At 39.1% G+C, this 24,486-nt stretch carries 15 protein-coding genes; 5 read left to right on the plus strand and 10 right to left on the minus strand.

All coding sequences use genetic code 11. The features are described from left to right. Nucleotides 1–126: 126 nt before the first annotated feature. The 3 genes from CLI64_RS07420 to CLI64_RS07430 form a co-directional block, all read right to left on the minus strand. Nucleotides 127–5,478 carry an ATP-binding sensor histidine kinase gene (locus CLI64_RS07420; protein ID WP_103136607.1) on the minus strand — a complete coding sequence of 1,784 codons (5,352 nt, stop codon included), beginning with the start codon at nt 5,476–5,478 and terminating at the stop codon, nt 127–129. Between the two features lie 187 nt (nt 5,479–5,665). Beyond that, nucleotides 5,666–7,975, minus strand: a complete 2,310-nt coding sequence (locus tag CLI64_RS07425) for an NAD(P)-binding protein (RefSeq protein ID WP_103136608.1) — start codon at nt 7,973–7,975, stop codon at nt 5,666–5,668. A 71-nt stretch (nt 7,976–8,046) separates the two neighbouring features. Continuing rightward, entirely contained in the window at nt 8,047–9,294 is a 1,248-nt protein-coding gene (locus CLI64_RS07430; protein WP_103136609.1) for a hypothetical protein, read from the minus strand. Between the two features lie 377 nt (nt 9,295–9,671). On the opposite strand from CLI64_RS07430, the gene CLI64_RS07435 reads away from it, so the two are divergent. Next, nucleotides 9,672–10,166 (plus strand): DUF1499 domain-containing protein, encoded by a 495-nt coding sequence (locus tag CLI64_RS07435; RefSeq protein ID WP_103136610.1) that lies wholly within the window; start codon nt 9,672–9,674, stop codon nt 10,164–10,166. Here CLI64_RS07435 and CLI64_RS07440 read toward each other — a convergent pair whose 3' ends face one another. Further along, nucleotides 10,167–11,336, minus strand: coding sequence for a hypothetical protein (locus CLI64_RS07440; protein WP_103136611.1), 1,170 nt, complete (start codon nt 11,334–11,336; stop codon nt 10,167–10,169). Between the two features lie 282 nt (nt 11,337–11,618). Here CLI64_RS07440 and leuC point away from each other — a divergent pair, with 282 nt between their 5' ends. The 3 genes from leuC (at nt 11,619) to CLI64_RS07455 (ending at nt 16,608) form a co-directional block, all read left to right on the plus strand. Beyond that, nucleotides 11,619–13,028, plus strand: coding sequence for a 3-isopropylmalate dehydratase large subunit (gene leuC / locus CLI64_RS07445; RefSeq protein WP_103136612.1), 1,410 nt, complete (start codon nt 11,619–11,621; stop codon nt 13,026–13,028). A 133-nt stretch (nt 13,029–13,161) separates the two neighbouring features. Beyond that, nucleotides 13,162–13,770, plus strand: coding sequence for a 3-isopropylmalate dehydratase small subunit (gene leuD, locus CLI64_RS07450; RefSeq protein WP_103136613.1), 609 nt, complete (start codon nt 13,162–13,164; stop codon nt 13,768–13,770). 630 nt (nt 13,771–14,400) lie between these two features. Then, nucleotides 14,401–16,608 carry an EAL domain-containing protein gene (locus CLI64_RS07455; RefSeq protein ID WP_103136614.1) on the plus strand — a complete coding sequence of 736 codons (2,208 nt, stop codon included), beginning with the start codon at nt 14,401–14,403 and terminating at the stop codon, nt 16,606–16,608. 170 nt (nt 16,609–16,778) lie between these two features. On the opposite strand, the gene CLI64_RS07465 is transcribed toward CLI64_RS07455, so the two are convergent. The 3 genes from CLI64_RS07465 to ppsA form a co-directional block, all read right to left on the minus strand. After that, complete coding sequence (locus CLI64_RS07465; protein ID WP_103136616.1) at nt 16,779–18,293, minus strand: pyruvate kinase; 1,515 nt, start codon at nt 18,291–18,293, stop codon at nt 16,779–16,781. Between the two features lie 20 nt (nt 18,294–18,313). Beyond that, nucleotides 18,314–18,832: a universal stress protein gene (locus CLI64_RS07470; RefSeq protein WP_103136617.1), complete on the minus strand. Its 519-nt coding sequence runs from the start codon at nt 18,830–18,832 to the stop codon at nt 18,314–18,316. 135 nt (nt 18,833–18,967) lie between these two features. Next, entirely contained in the window at nt 18,968–21,418 is a 2,451-nt protein-coding gene (gene ppsA, locus CLI64_RS07475) for a phosphoenolpyruvate synthase (protein ID WP_103136618.1), read from the minus strand. 387 nt (nt 21,419–21,805) lie between these two features. Between ppsA and CLI64_RS07480 the strand changes: the two genes are divergently transcribed. Further along, nucleotides 21,806–22,021: a hypothetical protein gene (locus CLI64_RS07480; RefSeq protein WP_103136619.1), complete on the plus strand. Its 216-nt coding sequence runs from the start codon at nt 21,806–21,808 to the stop codon at nt 22,019–22,021. Nucleotides 22,022–22,332: 311 nt separating this feature from the next. On the opposite strand, the gene CLI64_RS07485 is transcribed toward CLI64_RS07480, so the two are convergent. From CLI64_RS07485 to CLI64_RS07495, 3 genes are all read right to left on the minus strand, one after another. Next, on the minus strand, nt 22,333–22,554 hold the full coding sequence (locus CLI64_RS07485) for a DUF4327 family protein (protein ID WP_103136620.1): 222 nt from the start codon (nt 22,552–22,554) through the stop codon (nt 22,333–22,335). A 202-nt stretch (nt 22,555–22,756) separates the two neighbouring features. After that, entirely contained in the window at nt 22,757–23,632 is an 876-nt protein-coding gene (locus CLI64_RS07490; protein WP_103136621.1) for a polyphosphate kinase 2 family protein, read from the minus strand. 294 nt (nt 23,633–23,926) lie between these two features. Further along, the gene (locus tag CLI64_RS07495) at nt 23,927–24,388 is read right to left on the minus strand and encodes a hypothetical protein (protein WP_103136622.1); all 462 of its coding nucleotides are present in this window, start codon (nt 24,386–24,388) and stop codon (nt 23,927–23,929) included. Between the last annotated feature and the right edge of the window lie 98 nt (nt 24,389–24,486).

A 24,486-nucleotide genomic window follows, 5' to 3' on the forward strand; every position in this document is an offset into this window, starting at 1 on the left:
AGTAGTTTTCCCTAACTGGCTGCAAAACTAACACCCACTGAGAATAAGTGACAACTCAGTAGATCAGGCATCAGTCTCTTTCCGCCTCAAACCTGCTTGTTTGCTAGCATACTCATGCTAGATTGGTCATTTTTGCCGACAAGGTATTTGAATAATCAACTCTGTACCTTTTCCCGGTTCAGAAACGCACTCTATCGTCCCTTGATGTTTATCGACGATAATTTGATAGGTGATGGATAATCCTAACCCAGTACCTTGTCCCACTGGTTTAGTAGTAAAGAACGGATCAAATATTTTATGTTTGACACTATCTTCTATACCTACACCATGATCCTTAATACTAATGGCGACAAAATCAGGATTGACTACTTGGGTACGAATAGCGATCGCGCTAGAATTATCCTTAATTTCCTCTGTTGTTCTTTCCTGATTTCGCTTCTCTGTCGCATCAATCGCGTTATTCAAGATATTCATAAATGCCTGATTAAGTTGACCTGCATAACATTCAACTTTTGGTAAATTACCATAATCTTTGATAATCTCAATTGTAGGCTGACCAGGTTTTGCTTGCAGACGACTCTGTAAAATTAATAATGTACTTTCAATTCCCTCATGAATGTTGACGGGTTTCATATCAGCCTCATCTAACCGAGAGAAGTTACGCAAAGTCAGCACAATTTCTCGGATGCGCTGTGTTCCAATTTTCATAGAAGATAAAATCTTCGGTATGTCTTTTTGAATAAACTCTATATCGACATCTTCTAAAAATTCTGCAACTTCCGGTGCATTATCAGGATATGTATCTTGATAAATATGAATTAAAGTTAGTAAATCTTGGGTGTAACCGTCTATATGCCCTAAATTGCCATGAATAAAATTCACCGGATTATTAATCTCGTGAGCAATCCCCGCTACCATTTGACCCAAACTGGACATTTTCTCCGTTTGAATTAGTTGGGTTTGAGTAACTTTTAATTCTTGTAGAGTCTGGTTTAATTGGATATTTTTCTCTTTTAATTCCCTAGTTCTTACCTGAATTTTTTCTTCTAAATTTGCATAAAAATGGGCATTTTCAATAGATATAGCAGCTTGAGACGAGAGAATTTTTAATATCTGTATCCTATTAGGAGTAAAAGCCCCTAATGTTAAATTATTTTCCAAGTAAAGTAAACCGATTAATTTACCCTGATTTACTATGGAAGTACACATCAGTGACTTAATTCGATACTTATTAATGTAAGGATCTAGGGCAAAATTACCTTCATTACAAGCATTGCTAAGAACCACATCTTTTTTCGTTCTGGCTACATAATTAATTATAGATAAAGGCAATACCTGATGATTATCTACTGGGATTGATTGACCAACAGTTAAATTTTGGGTGTCTACACAAGCTTGAGCCTCAATAAATAACTTACCATCTTTCTCTAAAATTAAAATACCAGTTTGCGCCCCTGCATTTTCAATAACAATCGTCATTAACTTCTCTAGAAGATTATCTAATAAAATGACTTCTGATAATGCTTGCGAAGCTTTAATGACCGTAATTAAGTCTAATTCACTAGCTTTCGCACTGCCTGTAGAAGCAGTTATGTTATTACTGGTAAAACCTACTTGATGTTGTGTAGAGACTTTAGCAATCAATTCTGAGTGTTTCAATTCTAAATCTCTAACTTTAGCAGTTGCACCCCAATGACGATAACCATAGTGTGCTTTTGTCATATATAGGGAAGCAAATTCATTTCTTCCTAAACTCAGATAAAACTCTGCTGCACGTTCATAAGCTAAGGCTTCTTCCTGACTGTAGCCAGAATTACTTGCACCCCTAACTGCACAATCATAGTATTCCATCGCCGCTAGAGTTTCGCCTAAAACTCTTGCTCTTTCTGCCGCTACTAGTTCATACTTATGCTGATGATTCAAAGGCGCGTGATTTGCCCAAAATGCCAATTTTTGCTGATTTGCGTCTACTTTTGCTATTACGGATTGTAAGTTATATTCACTCTTGAGATCTGCTGGTAAATTCGGGTCTAAATAAACAGCAATTAGTGCTAGAGAATAGTAAAATTTATATTCTACTAAATATACAGTACCTCCGACAGCCACCTCATATTCCTGAGCTATTTGAGCATTTTTAAGAGAATTAAGGTAATCTCCAAACAAATAACTCAAAATACTTTTAGAAAGATAAGCATAGAAAATCGCTGTAATATTACCTGCCATTTTCAGCATAATCGATTGATTAAAGCTTTCGCCTTCTAAGTAGTGCTTATTGTCTACACCCTCTATTAACTCAACTATCATTTCCTTTAAAATTAATAAGCAAAAAGAAAAATGATCTTGTTTTATTTTGTGCGATAATTTTATATAATTTTCTAGTAATTGTTCGACTACTTCTAATTTTTCACCTGCTAGAAAAGGATGCCAGCAAGCCAACATACCGTTGTAACCAACGTACTCAATATCGCCTGTTTCTAAACCACTTTCTACACCTTCTCGGAGTGGTTCTATGGTTGTCTGAATATGTTCTTTCCAATGTCTCACAAAAATATTAAACAAAGCGTATACTTTAGCTTTAATTTCTTTGGCATTGAACTTTTCTAAAATCTGCAATGATAATTTACCAAATCTGTATCCTGATTCGATATCTTGCAGAGGGCCACATAAAATTAACCCGTAAAAACCATAGGCATAAGCTGCAAAAGATGAATTGCCATACTGCACACATAAATCAACCATTGTAAAAGCAATTAGCGGCAAAAGTGCAGGATCTGCTAAATAAGCAGGTGGCATTGCTGTCATGAGTATCCGCATAGCAGCTAGTTTATCAGGATCAGTCATGACTGGGAGATTTGCTAAGTCCTCAATAGTTAAATCTGTTGGGGGAGTTTGAGACAAACACACACCCAACATCTGGAGAACTTGCAAATCTAAGTCTAAGGCTTCCCTCATCTTATTTTGGGCAACATAAAATTTAATTTTCTTCTCATAGACTCTGACTGTATCTAAAAGATTCTGACTGTTGCTAATTACTAAATTAAATAATGGCTCTGCTTGTTCAAAATTCGTGTTTAAATATTCCGACTCGATAGTTTCCACATAAAGACTTAAAGTTAATTGATAATGATTTTGCCAAGCATCATCTGATAGGAATATCAGACCTTGATGAAAAAATTTCACAGCAGATTCATAAGCAGTAGAATCCTTAGCTTTACATCCAGCAATGAGGTTGAATTTAGCTAACTGATATCTTTCTTGTGGCTCTGTGATTAATGTGGCAGCTATATTTAAATGGTTAACAATATCAAAGATTTTCTCTTCTAAACTATCCTCATCTATGTTCTTGAAAAGCATTCGACCAATATTTAAATGAATCGCTTTTTTGTCATCATCAGGAATTAAGGCATAGGCTGCTTGTTGCACGCGATCGTGAAGAAATTTATAATCAATTACAAAAGCATCAACATCTTCTAAGAGTTGTGGTAGTTTGTAACTATCACTTAAAGGTACAATTAAACCCGCTTGTAAGGCTTCCCAAAGTTCTGATGCTGATTGAGTCGGCGATTTTTCCTGCACATAAGCCAACATATTTAAATTAAATCGATTACCAATACAGGCTGCCAATTTTAAAATATCTTGTGTGCTGTCTTGGAGTTTTTGAATTTTACCGACCATCAATTCAACAACATTATCAGTAATACCTAAAGACTGAATCTGCTGAATCTGCCATTGCCATTGATTAGTAATAAAATCAAACTTAATTAGATTCTCATGATGAATGAATTTAATTAGCTGATTGATAAAGAAAGGATTACCGGCAGTTTTTTTGTAAATAAGTTCTGCTAAATCTTTAGCTGCTTCTAGTTCACATTTTAGTGTTTCATGAATTAATGTTTGAACATCACCAATTTTTAAGGGGTGACATTTAATAGTTTGGATATTTACATTGTTTTTGGAAATTTCCTGTAAAGTCAATATTAATGAATGATGAGCATCAACTTCATTATCTCGATATGCGCCAATAATTAATAAATATTGAATATCTGGATCTGTGGCTAATAGTTGAATAAGTTTGAGAGAGGCTAAATCTGACCATTGTAAATCATCTAAAAATAAGACCAGTGGGTGTTCTTTCTGAGCAAAAACATTGATAAATCTTTGAAAGAGCAAGTTAAAACGATTTTGTGCTTCTGCTGAAGCTAATTGTGTAACTTCTGGTTGTTTACCAATAATCAGTTCTAATTCGGGAATGACATCAATAATCACTTGGGCATTAGTTCCTAATGTTTCTAGAAGTTTTCCTTTCCAATCGGCTAGTTGCGTTTCACTCTCTGCTAGTAATTGCTGGATTAACTCTTGAAATGCTTGAATCAGTGAAGCATAGGGAATATTACGCTGGAATTGTTCAAATTTACCACTGATAAAATAACCACGATTTTTGATAATAGGTTTATGAATCTCATTAACCAACGCTGATTTACCAATACCTGAATAACCAGCAACTAGTATTAATTCCTTACTACCTTGATTAATGTTCTCAAAAGCAGTCATTAAAGTATTTATTTCTGCTTCTCTACCATAAAGTTTTTCTGGGATATGTAATTGACTTGACTGATCATATTGACCAATATCGAAGTCAGATATACAACCATCTTGTTGAAATTCATAAAGACATTTTTTCAAATCTGCTTGAATTCCAAAAGCACTTTGATATCTTTCCTCAGCAGTTTTGCTGAGTAATTTCATAATTATTGCAGAAATTACGGGAGGAATTTCGGGAACTAATTGATTTACAGGTAGCGGCTGTTTAGCAATATGATAATGCACTAATTCCATAGGATCAATGACATTAAAAGGTAGCTGACCCGTAAGCATTTCATAAAAAGTTACACCTAAAGAATAGAAATCTGTACGGTAGTCAACCGACCGATTCATTCTTCCTGTTTGCTCCGGAGACATATAAGCTAAAGTCCCCTCCAGCAAATCAGGGTTATTGAGTTGGGCTTTTTCTTGCGATAATAGAGATGAAATAGAAAAATCAATAATTTTAATTTTTTGGGATTCTTGATTGAGAATGATATTTTGTGGCTTAATATCTTTATGAATGATATATTGCTGATGCAGTTCACCTAAAGCTTGAGTAATTTGAATCCCGATGTTAATAAATTCTAATATACTTATTTTCTGACTTTGAATTATTTTGTGGAGCGAGATGCCATCAAAGTTCTCTAAAATAATAGCAAATCCATTACGATATTTTTCCAGTCCATGAGTGTGAATAACTCCTTGTATGTCTAAGTTTTTGATTAATTCATACTCATGTTTGAGTGCTGCTATATCTTTAAGTTCTGGGTATTCTGTCTTTAAAAGTTTAATAATTACTATCTGACCATCTTGATTTCGTCTTGCCCGGTAAACGGCTGTTTTTGTGGCATCATCAATTAACTCTATAATTTGATAGTTAGGTAATCGTATCATAAGGTTTTTTTAATTAATCTTAGAGTAAGAATGTATTTTCAAAATAAAAAATACATTTTCAAAGTCAGCAGATAATCCAACATTGAAAATGTATTGATTTTAACTCATGGATAAATTTCATCACACCCAATTCATACTGAATTATTTGCAAATAATAAACTTCAGTCAATGAGAAATTAACTGACAGTTAAATCCAGTCATCCCATTCGCCAATAATTTTTTTACTGTATTGAATTTGAAACCATTGTTGGAGAATGGTGCGTGTAGCTTGCATTGCAGACATGACTGTAGCTTCTACACAACCAGAATTGTAACCGTTATTAATCCAGTCACCAGCTAAATAAAGGTTGTTGAACCCAGATTCATCAGTTTTGAGGCGATATTTTGTACTACCAGGAACAGAAAGTACATAGCGTTCTGAGGGATCGATGTTGACTCGCCAATATTGAGCTTGAAAGCGTTCTACTCCTTGACGGTTTTGAAAATCTACAAGTAAGTCCCAATTTAAACCTTGAGGATTTTTAGGCTGGGTAGCATCAGGCCAAAGATGTCCAATGTAATTGTTGAGGAAATTAATTGCTTGTTCCTCAACCTTCTTTTTGACTTGAGCAGGAAAATCATATTCTGTTTGGGGAGGAATTCCAGGATCAGCAATGACACCAGTAAAATAGGCTAAATTATAAGGGTAATATTCCGCCGGCCAATTTTCTCGTTCTAACAACTCACTCATATCTGCATAGACATCGAGTGGTTCAACATAGGCTCCCAGCACTGGACTAGATTTTTGCCATCCTAGTTGGGATAAAGTAGATTTAAGCCAAATCTGTCCGCCTTGGGTGGTGACTGTTTTAACCTGAGTTAACATATCATGCCATTTTTGATGAACTGGATTCTTCTTAGCGTTGACTAGTTCACTACAAATTGAGGGTAAGGCGGCTAGAGGAATTCCTAACAGCACGATATCAAAATCATTCCCTTGTTTGAGGGTGATTTCTTCTACGTTTTCCCAAGGTGTCCAATATGATTCTAGGTTAATAGCTTTTGCTTGGAGTTTTTCAGCTTCCGCATCGACAATTTGGTTGTAAAGAGGTTCACTAGGCCAGCAAAGAATATCTTTTACCTTAATCAGTGGTTGATATTCTTGATTTGGGTTTTTGAGATTTACTTGACGAGATACTGTAATACTGGCGATGCTTTGCTGGGTTTCATTTAAATGCAGTTGTTTGACGACATGGAAGAATTGAAATTTCACGCCGCGACGTTTTAATACTTCATAAAGTGGAGTAATAACTACATCCGCCATTCCTGATTGCATCTTCCACATGATTGCACCGTTGTAGCGGAACAAAATGGTAGTCAGAATACGGATAGCTGTTCCGGCTGCTAATTGTGGTTGATTTGTATTTCCTTCAGGAAATCCATACACTAAATCGTATAAAACGCGAATAAATGTTGATTTGATGCTTGATTCTCTAGCTCCGTGTTTTTTGAGCCAGTCTATGTAGTTATATTCATCTAATTTCTCTAGGGAAGAAAAGTGAATTACTTCATCAACAAATAAACCCCGGATGTTGGCTAATGCTAGATCAATTAGTGTTAAACGCCAAAAGACATCAGGATTCTGAGAAATTTTTACATTTATTTGACGTTGGATAAGTTGTTGAAAACGTTCTATTAGTTTGAGAATTAATTGGTGATGTTCATATCTATGAGTTTTGGTATTTTTGGGTAGTGATTGGATGAGGTTGTGAGCAATTTTTAAGAAGACTGTTTCAGAGGTTAAGTCTATGTCTTGCAAAAGATTTCCAATGTTTTGTTTAATGCTATCTAGCCATCCTCCCCAATAGTTTGGTTGTTGAAGAAATAACTGTATTAACTGACTAGGAACTTGTAAGACGCTAGAATCTGATAAGAATTCTATGATCTCTTTGCCTAGTGAAATTTGTTTAGCAAAGAATGCTGAGGGACTTTTACTCAACTTGGCACGGCTATAATCATCTATATGTGCGTAAGTCTGAATAACGAATTTGATAGTTGTGCAGATATGTTGCCAAAGAGAAGATATTCCCCCACCTTCCCAGGGAACTAAAGAATTAGTGGGAAAATCAAAAGGCAGAGTCACCCATTTGTGATTGATATATTCTTCTAGAACGATGAGACTGTGGGGTTTGAATGCGTCTTCGATGGTGCTGAAAGGCCCGTTACCGCCGAGTTCGTCGTAACATTGCTTGAGTAGACGAAAGGCATTTTCGTAGAATCCAAAAAAAATATGCAGTCCATGTTCCTCAATGCGGTAGTCTGGCTCATAATTAGGTGCGTGGGGTTTGATATTGCGTCCGGTGGCACATTTACCCCCTAAACGCCAACCCGTTTGATAGATAGTAATGTCGTAGAGGTTTTCCCATCCTGGTTGACTGGTTAATTCGTAGGCGGTGGTTAAGGATGCCATTCCACCGCCTAAGATAGCAATCTTTTTTGGTTGAAAGGTTTTGGACATAGTTGTTTTTCCTTGGTTGGGGGGTTGGGGACTGGGGATTGGGGACTGGAAGTTTTACTCATTACTCAGCACTATTTCTGCTGTGCTTGCCAGACGGCTTTTCCGTCTTTGAGGGTGAAGTCGAAATGTAGGACAAATCCCAGTTTGACGGGGATATTGATGGATTCGCTACCTGGGGAATAACCTTTGTGTAAGCCTAAGTCTTGGACAACTGGTTGGCTGGCGAAGTTATTAATTTTGAGTTGGAATTGGTCGCCAAAGTTGTTGAAACCAAAGAGTTTTCCGCCGTAGAAGGTCTGTAGCTGCATGGGAGATTCGATGAGGGCTTGGTAGCAGGCTTTTTTGCTGTTTTCTACGTCGCGGATTTGTTTGAGGGTGACGAGAGGGACGATTTTTTCGATCAGATATTCAAGGAGATTGAAGGGTAACTGTAGACCAGGAAGGACTATTTCGTTATTCTCGAATAGTATATTGGCGATCGCCTTTGCTGCATCTGTAAAGTTATCCCATGTTTTGAGGTTTTGGTGCTGTTCTCCTGTACCGATGCGGCGGACTTCTAAAAGGCGCGCATCTATTGATTGGCTATTAGGACTAAATTCTTTAAATACTAATGTGTCTACGGTGAATAAGTCTGGTTGTTGATTTAAGTCGGGAATCTGAAATACACCCAGTTGTTTAAAGAAGCCGTAAACTTCTCTTCCTGACACGAGAATTGGCGAATTATTCACATACAAATAAGGCATGAACCAAGCTAGACGTTCGGCAATGAACAAGGGGCCAACTTTTTTACCTACCACTGTCAACATCCAAAAGATGGCTTCCTCTTCATGCACAGTTCCTTTTTCATAGTCGGGGGGATAGATGGAACTTAAAGAGTCTATCTTGTTGAATGTCAAGATTAAATAATTCATAGCGGGGCGATATTCGATTTCCCCGTTGTTGGGATCGTTGAGATATTTATCACATATCTCTTGCAGTTTTGCCATTGAACCTTCCACGACAAAGCCATACATTTTTGTACCTTTGATTTCGTAGGGTTGGTTAAAGGCTTGTCCGTCGGCTCGTTCTATATATTTAGGGAAAGATGATTTATTACCACTGTCACAAAAGTAATTTTTCCAAAAACTATTCATATCTTGTTCCATGTTTTTGCCTTTTGTGGCTAAATCTTGGAACAGTTGGATAGGTGTTTGCTGAACTTGAGTCAAATAATTTGTGAATTTGTGTGGTGATTGAATTAAAGTAGTTAATTCACTAATAGCCCCTAAAGCTGCATGGTAACTAGTTTCTATTGTCTGCAAAGGATTGTGAGTGTTCATACTGTGTTATTTGTTAGACAGGTGACATTTACATTACTGAATCATGCGGCTTATGCTTACGGATATCTAAAAATATTAGATACCTGTAAGTTTCTGTACCATTGTGTCAAAGGAGTTGTAATTTGTCCTTATATAAAGGCAAATTTTTTTTACAAGATATTTTTCGGCTATATATGTATGAATTATTAGTGACAAATTTTACAATTTCATCAATTAAGTGCAAAAATCGCAATATGTATAAAAACTACTAAATAAACATTGTATTGTTTACTCATAAACGAAAAGTCTAGGTTTGAGTTTTGAGTTTTGAATTCGGAGCGTAGCAACGTGACGGACAATAATGGAGTGTTATGTCCAGTTAGAGGAGTAAATTTGCCATGTTCCGTCTTTTGTCAACCGCTTGTACACAGCGAAAATTGTGGAATGTTGCTTGTGTGATCTTCTTCAGTGTGAGCAGTATTTTTCTATTTCCTGCGGCTACTTGGGCTAACTCTTCCGGCTTGGGAGTTCATTTAGGTCATCTGAGTGCGTGTCCGTTGACAGATAACTGTGTGGTCAGTCAAGATGCTGATGCTAAACACGCCATTGATCCCATTGCTTATCATGTAGACCGTGATACAGCACGTAAAACCTTACTGAAAGTCCTTACAGTTGTTCCCCGCACAGAGGTTTTAGAAGAGAAAGAAAATTACATCTATGCAATTTCTAAAAGTCGTATCTTTAAATTTGTTGATGATGTGGAATTTTATTTCCCTCCCAATGAGTCAGTCATTCATATGCGTTCTGCTTCACGGGTAGGAGAATCGGATTTGGGTGTCAACCGCAGACGTTTAGAACAAATTCGTTTGGCGTTGCGTGATTTAAACGTTTAATCAAGAAGGAAACTTGACATTTCGAGGTTCAATATCACAGTAACCTCTACGTTCTCCAGGTTGGTCTTTACGCCACAGCAAAGCATTAAGATGTTGACGCGGAACATCTGCGTTAACGTCTAATCCTATGCGGGGTGTTTGATAACGGTGGTTTTGCTCTGCACCAGTTTTTTGTGAGTCTTTGATAGTTTGAGCAATTTGCTGTTCTATAAATAGAATTTCGGATTCATCTGTATCAAAGCAATTCTGCGCCAAGGTCAGGAGTGTAGGCTTAAAGGTTTCTAACCAGTTTGCTGTTATTTTTAGATTTTCTGGTGTAGCTTCATAGCTTAAACGCAAAGCTGCAACATGATTGGGGACACCACCTTCAGCAAAGGCAAACTGTTCTCCATTTGGTGAAGGTCTACGTTTTGGTGGTTCAGGTGCGGGAAGATTGCGTCCCAACATTAGTTTAAAGGTGTGAATGGGTAGATTTGGCTGATTTTGCTGTGCGGTTGTCATTTTCAATTCATATTCACGAGCCACACCCCATAACTGTGGTTTTGCGGCTGTGTCTATATCCGATTGACGAATAAATTGCCAAGCCTTCAATGATATTCCTGATGGGTGATGAGGTAACTGCTCAAATTCCTGCACTACTGAATGAGGGTAGTAAAGCTTGCTTTCTTGATGGTGTAGGCGGAGTTGCACCAAGTTAATGAAAGATTCACTGTTAGGAGAAGTGGGATAGGGTTTAGCAGCAAACTTTACCACCCCAATAGCTGTAACAATTTTTTGATTGTAATCCTCTGCCTCATCAGGCGATCGCAAAGATTGTTTATTCCACGATGGAAAAACACTCACTAGAGTCCCGTCCTCAAGTGTAATCTGTGACTTTATATACAATCCTTGAAAATCAGCAATTCCCGTGAATCTGGGGTCTGGTTTCCAAGCTTTTGAGGTGTAACGTCCGATGAGTTTGACTTTTTGACCATTGAAACGAATTAAATCAGCACGTTTTTTGACAATTTCCAACTTTTTGGCAGGAGATTTTGAATTACTCAACTGTGGTACTGGGCTTTGGGTAGGTTCAACTTCTGCAAATATACTGAAAATCGTGGAGATAGTTAGTCCCGAAATAATGGCAATAAAACGTAATAACATCGCGATTTTTTGCCAAAATCCTAACATAGCTCTATGTAAAAAAGTAATAAAACTCCCTATCTATCTCCCCACATACCTCCGTGACAATTGTTGTGAAAATTCCCATCAACGGCAAGAGCCTACACACTCTTTTTTTGATACGATAAAAACTCTAGCTTGAAAGTGCTGAGTGCTGTTAGCGGTAGCGCGGCGTTTAGTCGGTACTGAGTAAAAATGCCAAATTCCAATCCCCAGTCCCCAATCCCTCTTTCACGCTTGATTGTGAGATTTTCTCGTGATTAACTGACTTGTAACATAAACCATTGACCTATGAGCAAAGGAACGCTGTTTGATAAAGTTTGGGACTTACATACCGTCGGTAAACTTCCTTCGGGTCTGACACAATTATTTATTGGACTACACCTAATTCATGAAGTTACCAGTCCCCAAGCCTTTGCGATGTTACGGGAAAGAGGTCTAAAGGTTTTATTGCCCAACCGGACTGTCGCTACAGTAGATCATATTGTACCTACAGATAATCAAGCCCGTCCTTTTGGCGATCGCATGGCGGAAGAAATGATCCAGGCGTTGGAAAACAACTGTCAGGAAAATGGGATTACTTTTTATAATATTGGCTCTGGCAATCAAGGCATAGTCCACGTTATCGCCCCAGAATTGGGACTCACTCAGCCAGGAATGACCATCGCCTGTGGAGATAGTCACACCTCTAGTCATGGTGCATTTGGTGCGATCGCTTTTGGTATCGGTACAAGTCAAGTCCGCGACGTTCTCGCCTCCCAAACTCTAGCATTATCTAAACTCAAAGTCCGCCGCATAGAAGTGAACGGTACACTCAACCCTGGTGTCTACGCCAAAGACGTAATTTTACATATCATCCGCACCTTGGGCGTAAAAGGTGGCGTAGGTTACGCCTATGAATACGCAGGTACTACCTTTGAGCAGATGAACATGGAAGAGAGAATGACTGTCTGCAATATGGCCATTGAAGGTGGCGCAAGATGCGGTTATGTCAATCCTGATCAAGTCACCTATGATTATCTCAAAGATAGAGACTTTGCTCCCCAAGGTGCAGACTGGGATCAAGCTGTGGCTTGGTGGGAATCGATTAAAAGTGATGCTGATGCCGAATATGATGATGTGGTAGTCTTCAACGCCGCAGATATTCCCCCGACCGTAACTTGGGGAATCACCCCAGGACAAGGTATTGGCGTAGATCAATTTATTCCCAAACCCGAAGAACTAGCCGAAGAAGACCGTTTTGTGGCGGAAGAAGCTTACCGCTACATGGATTTATATCCTGGTCAACCAATTAAGGGAACTAAAATTGATGTCTGCTTTATTGGTAGCTGTACCAACGGTAGGATTAGCGACTTGAGAGAAGCCGCTAAAATCGCCAAAGGTCGTCGTGTAGCTGAGGGAATTAAAGCTTTTGTCGTTCCTGGTTCCGAAAGAGTCAAACAAGCCGCCGAAGCCGAAGGATTAGACAAAATCTTCCAAGAAGCCGGTTTTGAGTGGCGTGAACCAGGTTGTTCGATGTGTTTAGCCATGAACCCCGATAAATTAGAAGGAAGACAAATCAGTGCTTCTTCCTCCAACCGCAACTTTAAAGGTCGCCAAGGTTCAGCCTCTGGACGCACATTGTTAATGAGTCCTGCAATGGTAGCAACGGCGGCGATTAAAGGCGAAGTCGCTGATGTCAGAGAACTTTTAGGAGTGTAGGGGTGTAGGGGTGTAAGGGTGTAAGGGTGTAGGGGAAGAATAACTTTTTCCTTATTAATTCCAAATCCCCAGTCCCCAGTCCCTAATCCCCATCCTCAAATTTTGAATTTTGAATTTTGAATTTTGAATTGATATGGTAAGCGAAGTTAAACAAGTTTCTGGTCGTGGTATACCTTTAGTCGGTGATGATATCGACACAGACCGCATCATTCCCGCGCGGTTTTTAAAGGCGATTACCTTTGATGGTTTGGGTGAAGCCGCTTTTATTGACGATCGCACCGCTTTAAATGGTCAACATCCCTTTGATCAACCCCAATATCAAGGCGCGAATATATTAATTGTTAACCGTAACTTTGGCTGTGGTTCATCACGGGAACACGCACCCCAAGCTATATCTAAATGGGGAATTCAAGCCTTAATTGGTGAAAGTTTTGCGGAAATTTTCTTTGGTAATTGTGTGGCAATTGGTGTACCTTGTTTGACAGCTGATGCAGCCACTGTCAAACAATTGCAAGAATTAGTTACTGCTAATCCCCAAGCTGCTGTAACAGTAGATTTAGAAAATTTACAGGTACAAGTGGGTGACTTTACCGCCGCCGTTACCATGAGTGAAGGGACAAGAACCGCTTTTGTTTCCGGTGCTTGGGATGCTTGCGGTCAATTAGTCGCCAATACTGAGCAAATTCGGGCGAAGGCTGCTAAGTTACCTTACGTGGGTTGGGGTAAATTAGCTGCAAGTTAACACACCTCTTACACCTGTAGCTGAATGATAATTTCTGATAGGGTGGGTATTGTTTGACAGTAGGTCAAATTTTGGCTTTTACTTTGTCAGCAATGCCCACCCTAAACTAATTGAAAATAGTGCTGCAAGTAAAGCAGAATATTGGTTTGGGTGATATTTCTTGATTTGTAGACTGCACAAGCAAAATCGAACTACTTGGTATAAATTCCTAGAAATTGAGTTATTTGAGCAACCGAGCAATAGGAAAATCATACAGTATTGTGAGGATGATTGTCTTTCTTGGTTGGTGTTGCTATGATTGGTAAAATATTAGTCTATACCTCAAGACAGTTGACAAGAAGTAATCTCATTTAAGTTAGGTTTTAATGAAGAAAATTAACATAACTCAATTTTTTTGCTGGAGAGCGATCGCCAAATATAGCTCATCCAGTCACAGGTATACTTACTGAAAACTTATGTGGTGTAGTGCGTAAGTTTTACCAGACTAAATTCATATTAAACATACATTTTGTAGACAATTTACATAACAAATAAACACTAAATCTTTACTTATCTTGAAAAAAATTTGTTGTTCTATAACAAAACTATTGGGAACACTAATAATAAGTCAGACTAATTACATTAATATCTATGAGCCAGAAATGTCCTATCTCCAAAACTTGTGCCTGTCGCAATGTTAAACATTGCCAGACTGCGGAAGCAGGTAGGCTTTTCCTTTGGTTTCCCATGCCGCATACTTTGACAAAAGTTACTTCATATTTAAATAAGTTCACTCTCAAGTATGACTTAATGAGTGAGCGGCCGGGTTTAAGTTTAGATTGCCAGCCTGGACAAGCTCAAGAACTTGCTCGTAATTTAGCTCAATTCCTCGCACCTAGAGAGTTAAAAGAAACGCAAGTTCTATTTATTCGGGGTGCAATTCAACCACAATTGCATGATTTTAGTGATATCGCTTCATTACAACGCTTTATTAAATTTAGCCAATCAGATTGGCTAGTAGAAATGCTTTCTCAGCAGAGAGTTGTGAGTCACTTCCAACCCATCGTTTCTATCCAAGATACATCGAAGATTTATGGTTATGAATCCCTGTTGCGGGGGTTAGATCAAGCAGGTAACTTAGTCATGCCAACTCCCATGTTCGAGTTAGCACATGAATCGGGATTGTTACCCCAAATTGATCACCTGGGTCGCCTCAATGCCATTCATCAATTTAGCAATTGTCAAGTAGAAGGACACCTGTTTATTAATTTCGCGCCAACTGCCCTTTATGATCCAATTTTCTGTTTACGCTCTACAGTAGAGGCAATTGATGAAGCTGGTATTGACCATGAGAGAATTGTCTTTGAAGTTGTAGAATCAGACAATCCTCAAGATTTAGATCATCTCAAAGCAGTTCTGCGATACTATCGCGATGCAGGATTTTCTGTGGCTTTGGATGATTTGGGTTCTGGTTATTCGGGTTTAAACTTGCTGCATCAATTACGCCCTGACTTTATCAAATTAGATATGGGCTTGATTCGGGAAGTGCATCAAGACCTATACAAAGCTTCAATCACAGAAAAATTGCTAGAAATCGCTCAACAATTAAAGATTCAGACTGTAGCTGAGGGAATTGAGTGTATTGAAGAATTAACTTGGCTCAAAGAAAGAGGCGCAACCTTTGCTCAAGGTTATCTAATTGCCCAACCTCATGCTACGCCTATTCTGAACACGCCTCAATTTCAGGAAATTTACTTAAATGCACAACCTGCATCATCAGAACCAATTGAGCAGTCTGTGCAACATCAAAGTGAGTCTGAACGCATTGTTGCGGCTGTTACACAACGTATTCGTCAATCATTAGAACTCAATGATATCTTACAAGCCACTGCTGATGAGGTGCGGCAGCTGTTTGCGGTAGACAGGGTAGTTATTTATCAGTTTGTTGAGGACTGGAGTGGGTTTGTGGCTGTGGAATCTTTAGCCCCAGGATGCCAATCAATATTGGGATTTCATGTCATGGATACCTGCTTTCAATCAACTCGTGCGGCTTACTACCAACAGGGCAATACACGGGCAGTAGAAAACATTGCAACTGCCGGATTATCACCTTGTCATGTGGAATTGCTCCAGAGTTTACAAATTAAAGCCAACTTAGTTGTACCTATCTTGCAGAAAGAACGTTTGTGGGGATTACTAATTGCTCATCAATGTACTCATACAAGAGAGTGGCAACAATCGGAAATTAACCTATTTAATCAATTAGCAACTCAAGCAGCGATCGCCATTTATCAATCCGAACTCTACCACAAATTACAACAAGCCAACCAAGAATTACAACGTCTAGCAGCTTCCGATGGGCTGACGCAAGTAGCAAATCGCCGTTCCTTTGATGACACACTCAACGCCGCATGGCAAAAATTAGCAAAAGAACAAGCTTCATTATCTTTGATTTTGTGTGATGTTGATTGGTTTAAGCTTTATAACGATACCTATGGACATCTAGCCGGTGATGATGTTCTAAGACAAGTTGCCATAGCCATCTCACAAGCTGTCAGTCCGGCTGATTTGGTGGCTAGGTACGGCGGAGAAGAATTTGCTGTGATTCTACCAAATACAACAGCCCCAAGTGCGATCGCTATTGCCCAAAAGATTCAAGCGAATATCAGTGCTTTGCAATTGCCACATTCTCAATCTCTCGTTCATCAATTCATCACCCTCAGTCTGGGAGTAGCAACCATCATTCCTCAACCAGATTCATCTCCAGCCATCTTAATTGCTACCGCCGACCGAGGACTCTATAGCGCAAAGGCAAAAGGCAGAAATTGTGTAGTGCAAATTAACTGTGAAGGATGTTAAGAATGGATATTGGGAATGGGGCATTGGGCATTGGGCAAGCAGGAAGTGTGGGAGGGGTGGGAGGTGTGGGAGGATAGGGAAGAAATCTTTCCCCTCTCTCCCCACACTCCCCACACTCCCCCATCTTCCCAGTCCTCAGTCCCCATTCCCCATTCCCTATTCCCTACAAATTACCAAGAATGTAATGCCCGTAATTGTGGAGTTTTCTTGAGTTGATGGGTTTGCATTCTGGTTAATACGTCGTCTAAAATTCCTACTGCCTCAACGATATATGCACCTTTATTGAGCATTACACATTCTGCTCGTTCTGCCATTGCCGCATCGGTCATTTCTGCCCGTGATGGCATACCATTTTTCACAAGGTTTTCTAACACTTGGGTAGCCCAAATTACTGGGACATGGGCGGCTTCACACAACCAGAGAATTTCTTCTTGAATTTCTGCGAGGCGTTGATAGCCGATTTCTACAGCTAAGTCTCCTCTGGCAATCATAATACCAAAGGGTTGTTTGCCGGCTGCTTGTACAATTAATTCCGGTAGATTCGTCACGGCTAGAGGTGTTTCTATCTTGGCTACAATCGCCGGCATTTGCGCCGGATTGGGTATTCTGTCTGCTAGTTCTTGTTGTAAAACCTCGATATCTGCTGGTTTTTGGACAAAAGAATAGCCGATAATATCAATATTATCGGCGTGAGCAGCAATAAAATCTAAATCTTGTCTATCTTTATCAGTTAATGGACTAAGATTTAAATCTGTGTAAGGAAAGTTAATCCCTTTATCGGGATGGAGTTTTTCTCCTTTGGGGCGAGTGTGGGTAATTCGCAACCATACACCCTCCGGTGCGATCGCTTCCACCATAGCACCTATATGACCATCATCAATCCAGATTTCAGCACCAATTTCCAAGCTATCTAAGACTTGTGGTAAGGTGCAGTTAGCTTGAAAGCAAGTTGAACTAATGGTGGTGGGTAAATCGCGAGTTAATAATAAAGATTCACCGCGATAGATGCGTTGTTTAGCTTGGGGTGCAATTGCACATCCAATGCGGATTTTCGGGCCACTTAAATCCATCATGACTTGACAAGCACGACCCATTTCTGCTTGTGCTAGGCGCACATGAGTAATCATGGCTAACCATTCTTTCGGGGTATCATGGGCGCAGTTAATCCGCACACAATTTGTGCCTTGATGGATAAGATCCCGTACTAACTCATAACTTCCGGCGGCTTCTGTGGGCAACGTCACCATGATTCTGACTCGGCGATGGTTGAGGGTTTTGCCAAATAACTCTTCGGTATTGTGTTTCAACAAGCGATCGCCTTCAAAAAACGCTTCTATGGGAGGATGACTATAAGATGTTTCATGACAAACTGCTGCTAAAGTAGCAATCACGGCATCTAAATTAGGCATCACCCTCGCTTCTATTCTTCCCAAAGAAGACAAACCCCAAGGCATTAAGGCCGCTTGTAAAGGTCTTAAATCATGTCGCCGCAATGCTAAATAGTAAGAAAGGTTAATACTACTATCAATAAAAGCCGTTCGATGAATCTGCGATCGCCATTTTTGAAAAATCTCTTGCCCCTCTTGATAGACTGATTCCCGCAGTTGACGTAAAGTAGCTAGCAAAGTTTGCGGATTAGATAACTCTGCTGCTAAATATGACTGCGATAAGTTACTAGATGACATACGGTGATACCTATTGATAACTATGCAGAGATACTAGACAAATTATCTGTATTCACAGGAATTTTCCCTTGGACTGTTAACACAGAACAGGGTGCATGATGTAATACATAATTGCTGACACTACCCAAAAAGAATTCACTCAATCCACTCAAACCCCGACGACCTAAAACAATTAAATCAGTCTGAGAATTTCTGGCAACTTCACAAATAATGCGGCTTGGTTCGCCTAATTCTTGGGTAAAATCAGAGGTTATCCCTTTAGCGATCGCCTGATTATTTAGTAGTGTTAAAAAATCTATTCCTTGTTGTTGTAAATGTTTCCATTGCCCCACATAATATTCCACGCCATGAGTTTGAGAAGTGCCGTAGGTGCTTTGTGTTTCCATTGCTGAAGCATTGAGATAATCATCATCAAAAGGCGAGATAACGTGTAACAACAACAATTCAGCATTGTTAGTGATAGCTAAGGTCAAGGCGTGTTCAAAAACCTGTTCACCCATTTCATTATTATTCAGTGCGACTAAGATTTTTTTGAACATAGTTGAAAGTCCTTGGTCAATAGTCAATAGTCAATAGTCAATAGTCAACACTCAGCACTCATTACTCATTACTCATTACTCATTACTCCCCCTGCTCCCTGCCCCCTGCCCCCCTGCCTACTTACCCCTGCCTACTTACCCTTCCTCTGCGGCAGCAATTTCTAACATCGTCTTGAGGACAGAATCAGGGTTGAGACTAATAGAATCAATGCCTAATTCTACTAAGAACCTGGCAAATTCTGGGTAATCGCTGGGTGCTTGACCGCAGATACCAATTTTGCGTCCGTATTCTTTGACAGTGGCGATCGCTTTGGCTATCATCCGCTTGACGGCTTCGTCGCGTTCATCAAATAAATGGGCGACTAATTCAGAATCTCTATCTAGACCTAATGTCAATTGTGTGAGGTCATTAGAACCAATAGAAAAACCATCAAACACTTGAGCAAATTCGTCTGCTAACTGCACATTACTCGGTAGTTCGCACATGACGTAGACTTGCAAGCCGTTTTCGCCTCTCACCAAGCCATGTTTTTCCATCTCCGCTAACACCCGCCGTCCTTCGTTGGGGGTGCGACAGAAAGGAATCATTAAAATGACGTTGGTTAAACCCATATCATCCCGTACCCGTTTCATGGCCTGACATTCGAGGGCAAAACCTTCGCGGTAACGAGGATCATAATAACGAGAAGCACCACGCCAACCAATCATCGGGTTTTCTTCTTGGGGTTCAAATTGTCTACCACCCAACAAATTGGCATATTCGTTACTCTTGAAGTCAGAGAGACGAACAATTACGGGTTTCGGATAGAAAGCGGCGGCGATAGTTGCAATCCCTTGGGCGAGTTTATCGACGAAAAATTGGGTTTTGTCTTCGTACTGGGACGTTAACTCAGCGATTTTATATTTCGCGAGTTCATCTTCTAACTCATCAAAATGAATCAAGGCTAGGGGATGGGCTTTGATGTGGTTGTTAATGATAAATTCCATCCGCGCTAATCCCACACCATCGTTAGGAATGTTAGTTAAACCAAAGGCTTCTTCGGGATTACCCAAATTCATCATAATTTGGGTATGGGTGCGGGGTAATTTCTCTAGGGGGATTTCTTGAATTTCGTAAGGTAACAACCCAGGATAGACTTTACCTGTTTCACCTTCAGCACAGCTAATGGTGATCTCTTGCCCAGTTTTAATCACAGTAGTGGCATTTCCACAACCCACAATCGCCGGAATACCCAATTCTCTAGCAATAATCGCAGCGTGACAAGTTCTACCACCGGAGTTAGTCACAATTGCACTAGCGCGTTTCATAATGGGTTCCCAATCGGGGTCAGTGCGGTTTGTTACCAACACTTCACCAGCCTGGAACTGACCTATTTGATGGACATCGAGAATCACTCTGGCTTTACCTTGTCCAATCATTTCCCCCACACTACGACCAATTACCAAGGGTTTTGGTTGTTCTTCAGCTTTCCCTTGTAATCGATAACTACGCAGAACGTTTTTGGTTTTTTGGGATTGCACTGTTTCTGGACGCGCTTGCACAATGAATAATTCCTCAGTCAAGCCGTCTTTAGCCCATTCAATATCCATTGGTGTATAGACACCACGCACTTGAGAATAGTGTTCTTCAATAATGCAAGCCCAGTTAGCTAGTTGTAAGATTTCGTTGTCATTGAGGGAGAAAATATTGCGTTCTGAAGGTGCAACAGAGACATTTTTTGTTAATTTTGAGCCGCCTAGATCATAGATCATTTTAATTTCTTTTGTACCCAGGCGTTTTTGAATAATAGAACGGTATCCCTGTTGTAGAGTTGGTTTAAAAACTAAATATTCGTCGGGGTTCACCGCACCTTGAACGACGTTTTCACCTAAACCATAGGCGGCGGTAATTAAAGCTGCATCTTTAAAACCTGTTTCTGTGTCGATGGAGAACATTACACCAGAAGCAGCTAAGTCAGAACGCACCATTTTTTGGACACCAACCGACAAGGCAATATTAAAGTGGTCAAAACCTTTAATTTGGCGGTAAGAAATAGCACGGTCAGTAAAAATAGAAGCAAAGCACTTATGACAAGATTCCAGAACAGCTTGCAAGCCGTGGACATTTAGATAGGTTTCTTGCTGACCTGCAAAGCTAGCATCCGGTAAATCTTCAGCCGTCGCACTAGAACGGACAGCTACATCCGTGTCTGCACCATACTCTTGACAGAGATTATTGTATGCTGTGGCGATCGCATCCTGTAAATCTTGCGGAAATGGAGTTTGCAGCATCAACAATCTTGCTTGTTTCCCGCATTGACGTAGATTGTTAACATCCTCAACATCTAAATCTGCAAAAATCTCTCTGAGTTTGGTTTCTAACCCAGCCGCAGAAATGAAATATCTATAAGCATAAGCAGTTGTAGCAAAACCCGTGGGAACTTTTACACCTTTGCGTCTAAGTTGCTGAATCATTTCCCCCAAAGAGGCGTTTTTTCCCCCCACCAGAGGTATATCTGCAATACCCACTTGGTTGAAAGGTAAAACTAAAGCTTGTTCTCTAGGAGATGAATTAGCTGTAGGAGGATTTAGCAGTATATTTACCATGTTTGATATTCCTAACACCCTAAACAGATACTTAAGAGAAAGGAGTATTTACATCAATAACTCTTAAGTCTTACACCTATGTTTATAGGGAGATAATTTGAGGATCTTGTGAGGATATTGGTCAATAGTCATTAGTCATTAGTCATTAGGTAAACACTCTACCTTATCTACCTTGTCTCCCCAGTCCCCAGTTCCCCAATCCCCAGTCCCCGATGATTGAACACTTCAACTTTAATGTACAAAAGTTACAAAGTGTTAATGATTATATTTTTCCTCACACAAACCTCAGATTTACTCATTATCTTCTAAATATAAATACTGATTTTATGAAAGACTCTATTCCTTAACTTTACTTTCATTATCAATTTAATAAAAGGATTTACGGTTATGATTAGCTGTCCTTGTTGCTCAGATTTACTATTACCACATATCCGTGGTTCTGAAGTTCATTGGTTTTGTCGCCACTGCTGGCAAGATATGCCAGTATTTCAGAAGGAAAATACAGGGTCTTTTGTTGAGTTGATTGTTAGTAAACTATCTTCTACTTTTGAGACGAAAGAAACTGTTACAACTGATAATCAGTCATTAGTTATTAGTCATTAGTCAACAGTCAATAGTCATTAGTCATTGATAATTTTTCTACCTTGTCTACCTTGTCCCCAATGCCCAATCCCCAATCCCTACAATTTAGCCCTCGAATTGCTTCGAGGGCTTTAATTTGTTGTTAATTTCGAGATTTGAATTTATCAAAGATGTTAACTCATGGGAATAAATGTTTCATTGTCGTTTTAGGGACTTCCAGAAAATAAACTATCAAAATTTATATTCTTCAAAACAACTGTCTTTCCCCCTGCTCCCTGCCCCCTGCCCCCTTGCCATCAAAGTGATAGTATATTTTTTTAATTGGAAGTCCCTTAGTCTTCTTCCCATTTTTCATGACTCAACAAGTCAATAATTCTATCTCTGAGCAAAAATTCATGTTTTTCTAATTCTAACTCAAAAAATGGCCAATCACGTTCTGTAATATATTTACTTAGCGTATAAATTGGCTGTTGACGGTTAACAAGTCCTTTAGAGACGAGGTGTCGTGCTTCATCCTTGATAACCTCAATATCGTATTTGACAGCAATATCCATAGCTTATTCCTTCGCTATTGATCAAGGAATTGGAAGTTAAAGCGGTAAATGCTTATACTCCACTATAAACTTATCAAAAAATCGGGTAGAATTTGTGATGACTCTAAAGATTAAACCTTATTTAGTTTAGTTTGTTTTCATCCTTTAGATAGACTCGTCGCCTAAAATTTTGTGATACTCTCTTCTTGTTATTAATTCACTACTATACGTCTTCTTCTTGTTCTAAAATAGTCTTCGCTTGCATCAATTCTTGTTGATGTGCTGCACTGACTGTAGGATATTTTAGATTAAGTGATTCTAGCTTCTTGCAGATAATATCAGCTACTACTAAGCGGGTAAACCATTTGCGATCGGCTGGGATAATATGCCAAGGAGCGTATTCGGTGCTAGTATTCTGAAATACCGCTTCATATGCTTGCATATAATCGTCCCAAAAAGCTCTTTCTCGGACATCATTGACAGAAAATTTCCAATTCTTTTCGGGAAATGAAATTCTCTCTAGAAAACGTTTTTTCTGCTCTTTTTTGGAGACATTGAGGAAGAATTTGAGAACTATCACACCGTTATTAACTAAATATTTCTCAAAATTATTAATTTCCTCAAAACGCTGTTTCCATATGTGATTACCGTGCAGAGTTTGGGGTAATTGTTGTTTGTAAAAAAGTTCTGGGTGAACTCGCACTACTAATACTTCTTCATAGTATGAACGGTTAAATATCCCAATGCGTCCCCGTTCTGGTAGCGATTTACTAGTTCGCCATAAATAATCATGGTCTAATTCCTCTGCACTGGGTGCTTTAAAATTAAACACTTGGAAGCCTTGGGGGTTGACTCCAGACATAACGTGTTTAATAGTGCTATCTTTACCCGCAGCATCCATTGCTTGAAAGATAACTAACAATGCGTATGTATTTTGAGCATAGAGAATATCTTGATATGCTGCTATTTTTTGAATATTTTCATGTAATTTCTGCACAGATTCGGCTTTGTCATGATAGCCATCATGATATGCGGGGTCATAATTTTTTAAAAAGGATTTTTTTGAATCTGGTGGAAAAATAAACGCATCATGCTTCATAAATCAAGTAGGATTCCTATATCAATTTTATTAAATTGTGAAAGAGTTTTGACAAATATCTTAGTGATAAATTGAAACCCCGACTTATTTAAAAGTGCGGGGTTTTGAACACCACCGATTCTTGGAAAGTTTATATATGTTGCCTTATTTTTTCAGTAGAATAGATGTTTTTAATGAAAAATTAAGTTTTATCTGAAAAAAATTGATGAAGATATGTAATTAATGAAAATTAAAGCAGTTTGCAATAGACTGTGGTATGAAGACAGTAATTACATTTTATTAAGAAACCGCAATTTAAGGTTTTAGGGATTTCTGAACTTTAAATTGTTGAGAACGCATAGCTTCTCGACCTAAAATAAACATTCCAGTTACACCCAAGCAAACAAACCAGATGTATTGATACCAATACTGATGAACCTGTTGAATTTGATTCATTTCTGGGTGCAATGTATTGGAATAAAGCAATAACACTAAAATCATCAACGCGCTAAACCCAACACAGCTTAAACCTACGCGAATTCTGACTGGTTGAAGTTCAATGTCGCTAATTGTTTCTAAGTTAATTTCTGCAAGTTCCTCTAAAGATTCATCAGCCAAATTAGAGGCTACTTGTAAAGTGTTACTCAGCTTTGGTGGCAAAATAGGTGTAAGCGTGGCGATCGCAGGACGACGTAGTAAAGCTTCGGTATCACGCAACAACACCAACGGTTTACGGACTGTAGCAGTTTGAGTAGTAGTTTTGCTTTCAAAATCCATAGCACGCCAAAGAAATAACGAGATACAGGATAACAATAGCCTAGCGAATCAATGGAAAGGTTGCAATGGGGAGGGGTGGGAGGCTGTAAGGGTGTAGG

The sequence above is a fragment of the Nostoc sp. CENA543 genome (assembly GCF_002896875.1).
Lineage (GTDB): Bacteria > Cyanobacteriota > Cyanobacteriia > Cyanobacteriales > Nostocaceae > Trichormus.

Bases quoted from the DNA above. Each gene is read 5' to 3' on its own strand.
- CLI64_RS07420 (WP_103136607.1), bottom strand. From the start codon at position 5,478: ATGATACGATTACCTAACTATCAAATTATAGAGTTAATTGATGATGCC.
- CLI64_RS07425 (WP_103136608.1), bottom strand. From the start codon at position 7,975: ATGTCCAAAACCTTTCAACCAAAAAAGATTGCTATCTTAGGCGGTGGA.
- CLI64_RS07430 (WP_103136609.1), bottom strand. From the start codon at position 9,294: ATGAACACTCACAATCCTTTGCAGACAATAGAAACTAGTTACCATGCA.
- CLI64_RS07435 (WP_103136610.1), top strand. From the start codon at position 9,672: ATGTTCCGTCTTTTGTCAACCGCTTGTACACAGCGAAAATTGTGGAAT.
- CLI64_RS07440 (WP_103136611.1), bottom strand. From the start codon at position 11,336: ATGTTAGGATTTTGGCAAAAAATCGCGATGTTATTACGTTTTATTGCC.
- leuC (WP_103136612.1), top strand. From the start codon at position 11,619: ATGAGCAAAGGAACGCTGTTTGATAAAGTTTGGGACTTACATACCGTC.
- leuD (WP_103136613.1), top strand. From the start codon at position 13,162: ATGGTAAGCGAAGTTAAACAAGTTTCTGGTCGTGGTATACCTTTAGTC.
- CLI64_RS07455 (WP_103136614.1), top strand. From the start codon at position 14,401: ATGAGCCAGAAATGTCCTATCTCCAAAACTTGTGCCTGTCGCAATGTT.
- CLI64_RS07465 (WP_103136616.1), bottom strand. From the start codon at position 18,293: ATGTCATCTAGTAACTTATCGCAGTCATATTTAGCAGCAGAGTTATCT.
- CLI64_RS07470 (WP_103136617.1), bottom strand. From the start codon at position 18,832: ATGTTCAAAAAAATCTTAGTCGCACTGAATAATAATGAAATGGGTGAA.
- ppsA (WP_103136618.1), bottom strand. From the start codon at position 21,418: ATGGTAAATATACTGCTAAATCCTCCTACAGCTAATTCATCTCCTAGA.
- CLI64_RS07480 (WP_103136619.1), top strand. From the start codon at position 21,806: ATGATTAGCTGTCCTTGTTGCTCAGATTTACTATTACCACATATCCGT.
- CLI64_RS07485 (WP_103136620.1), bottom strand. From the start codon at position 22,554: ATGGATATTGCTGTCAAATACGATATTGAGGTTATCAAGGATGAAGCA.
- CLI64_RS07490 (WP_103136621.1), bottom strand. From the start codon at position 23,632: ATGAAGCATGATGCGTTTATTTTTCCACCAGATTCAAAAAAATCCTTT.
- CLI64_RS07495 (WP_103136622.1), bottom strand. From the start codon at position 24,388: ATGGATTTTGAAAGCAAAACTACTACTCAAACTGCTACAGTCCGTAAA.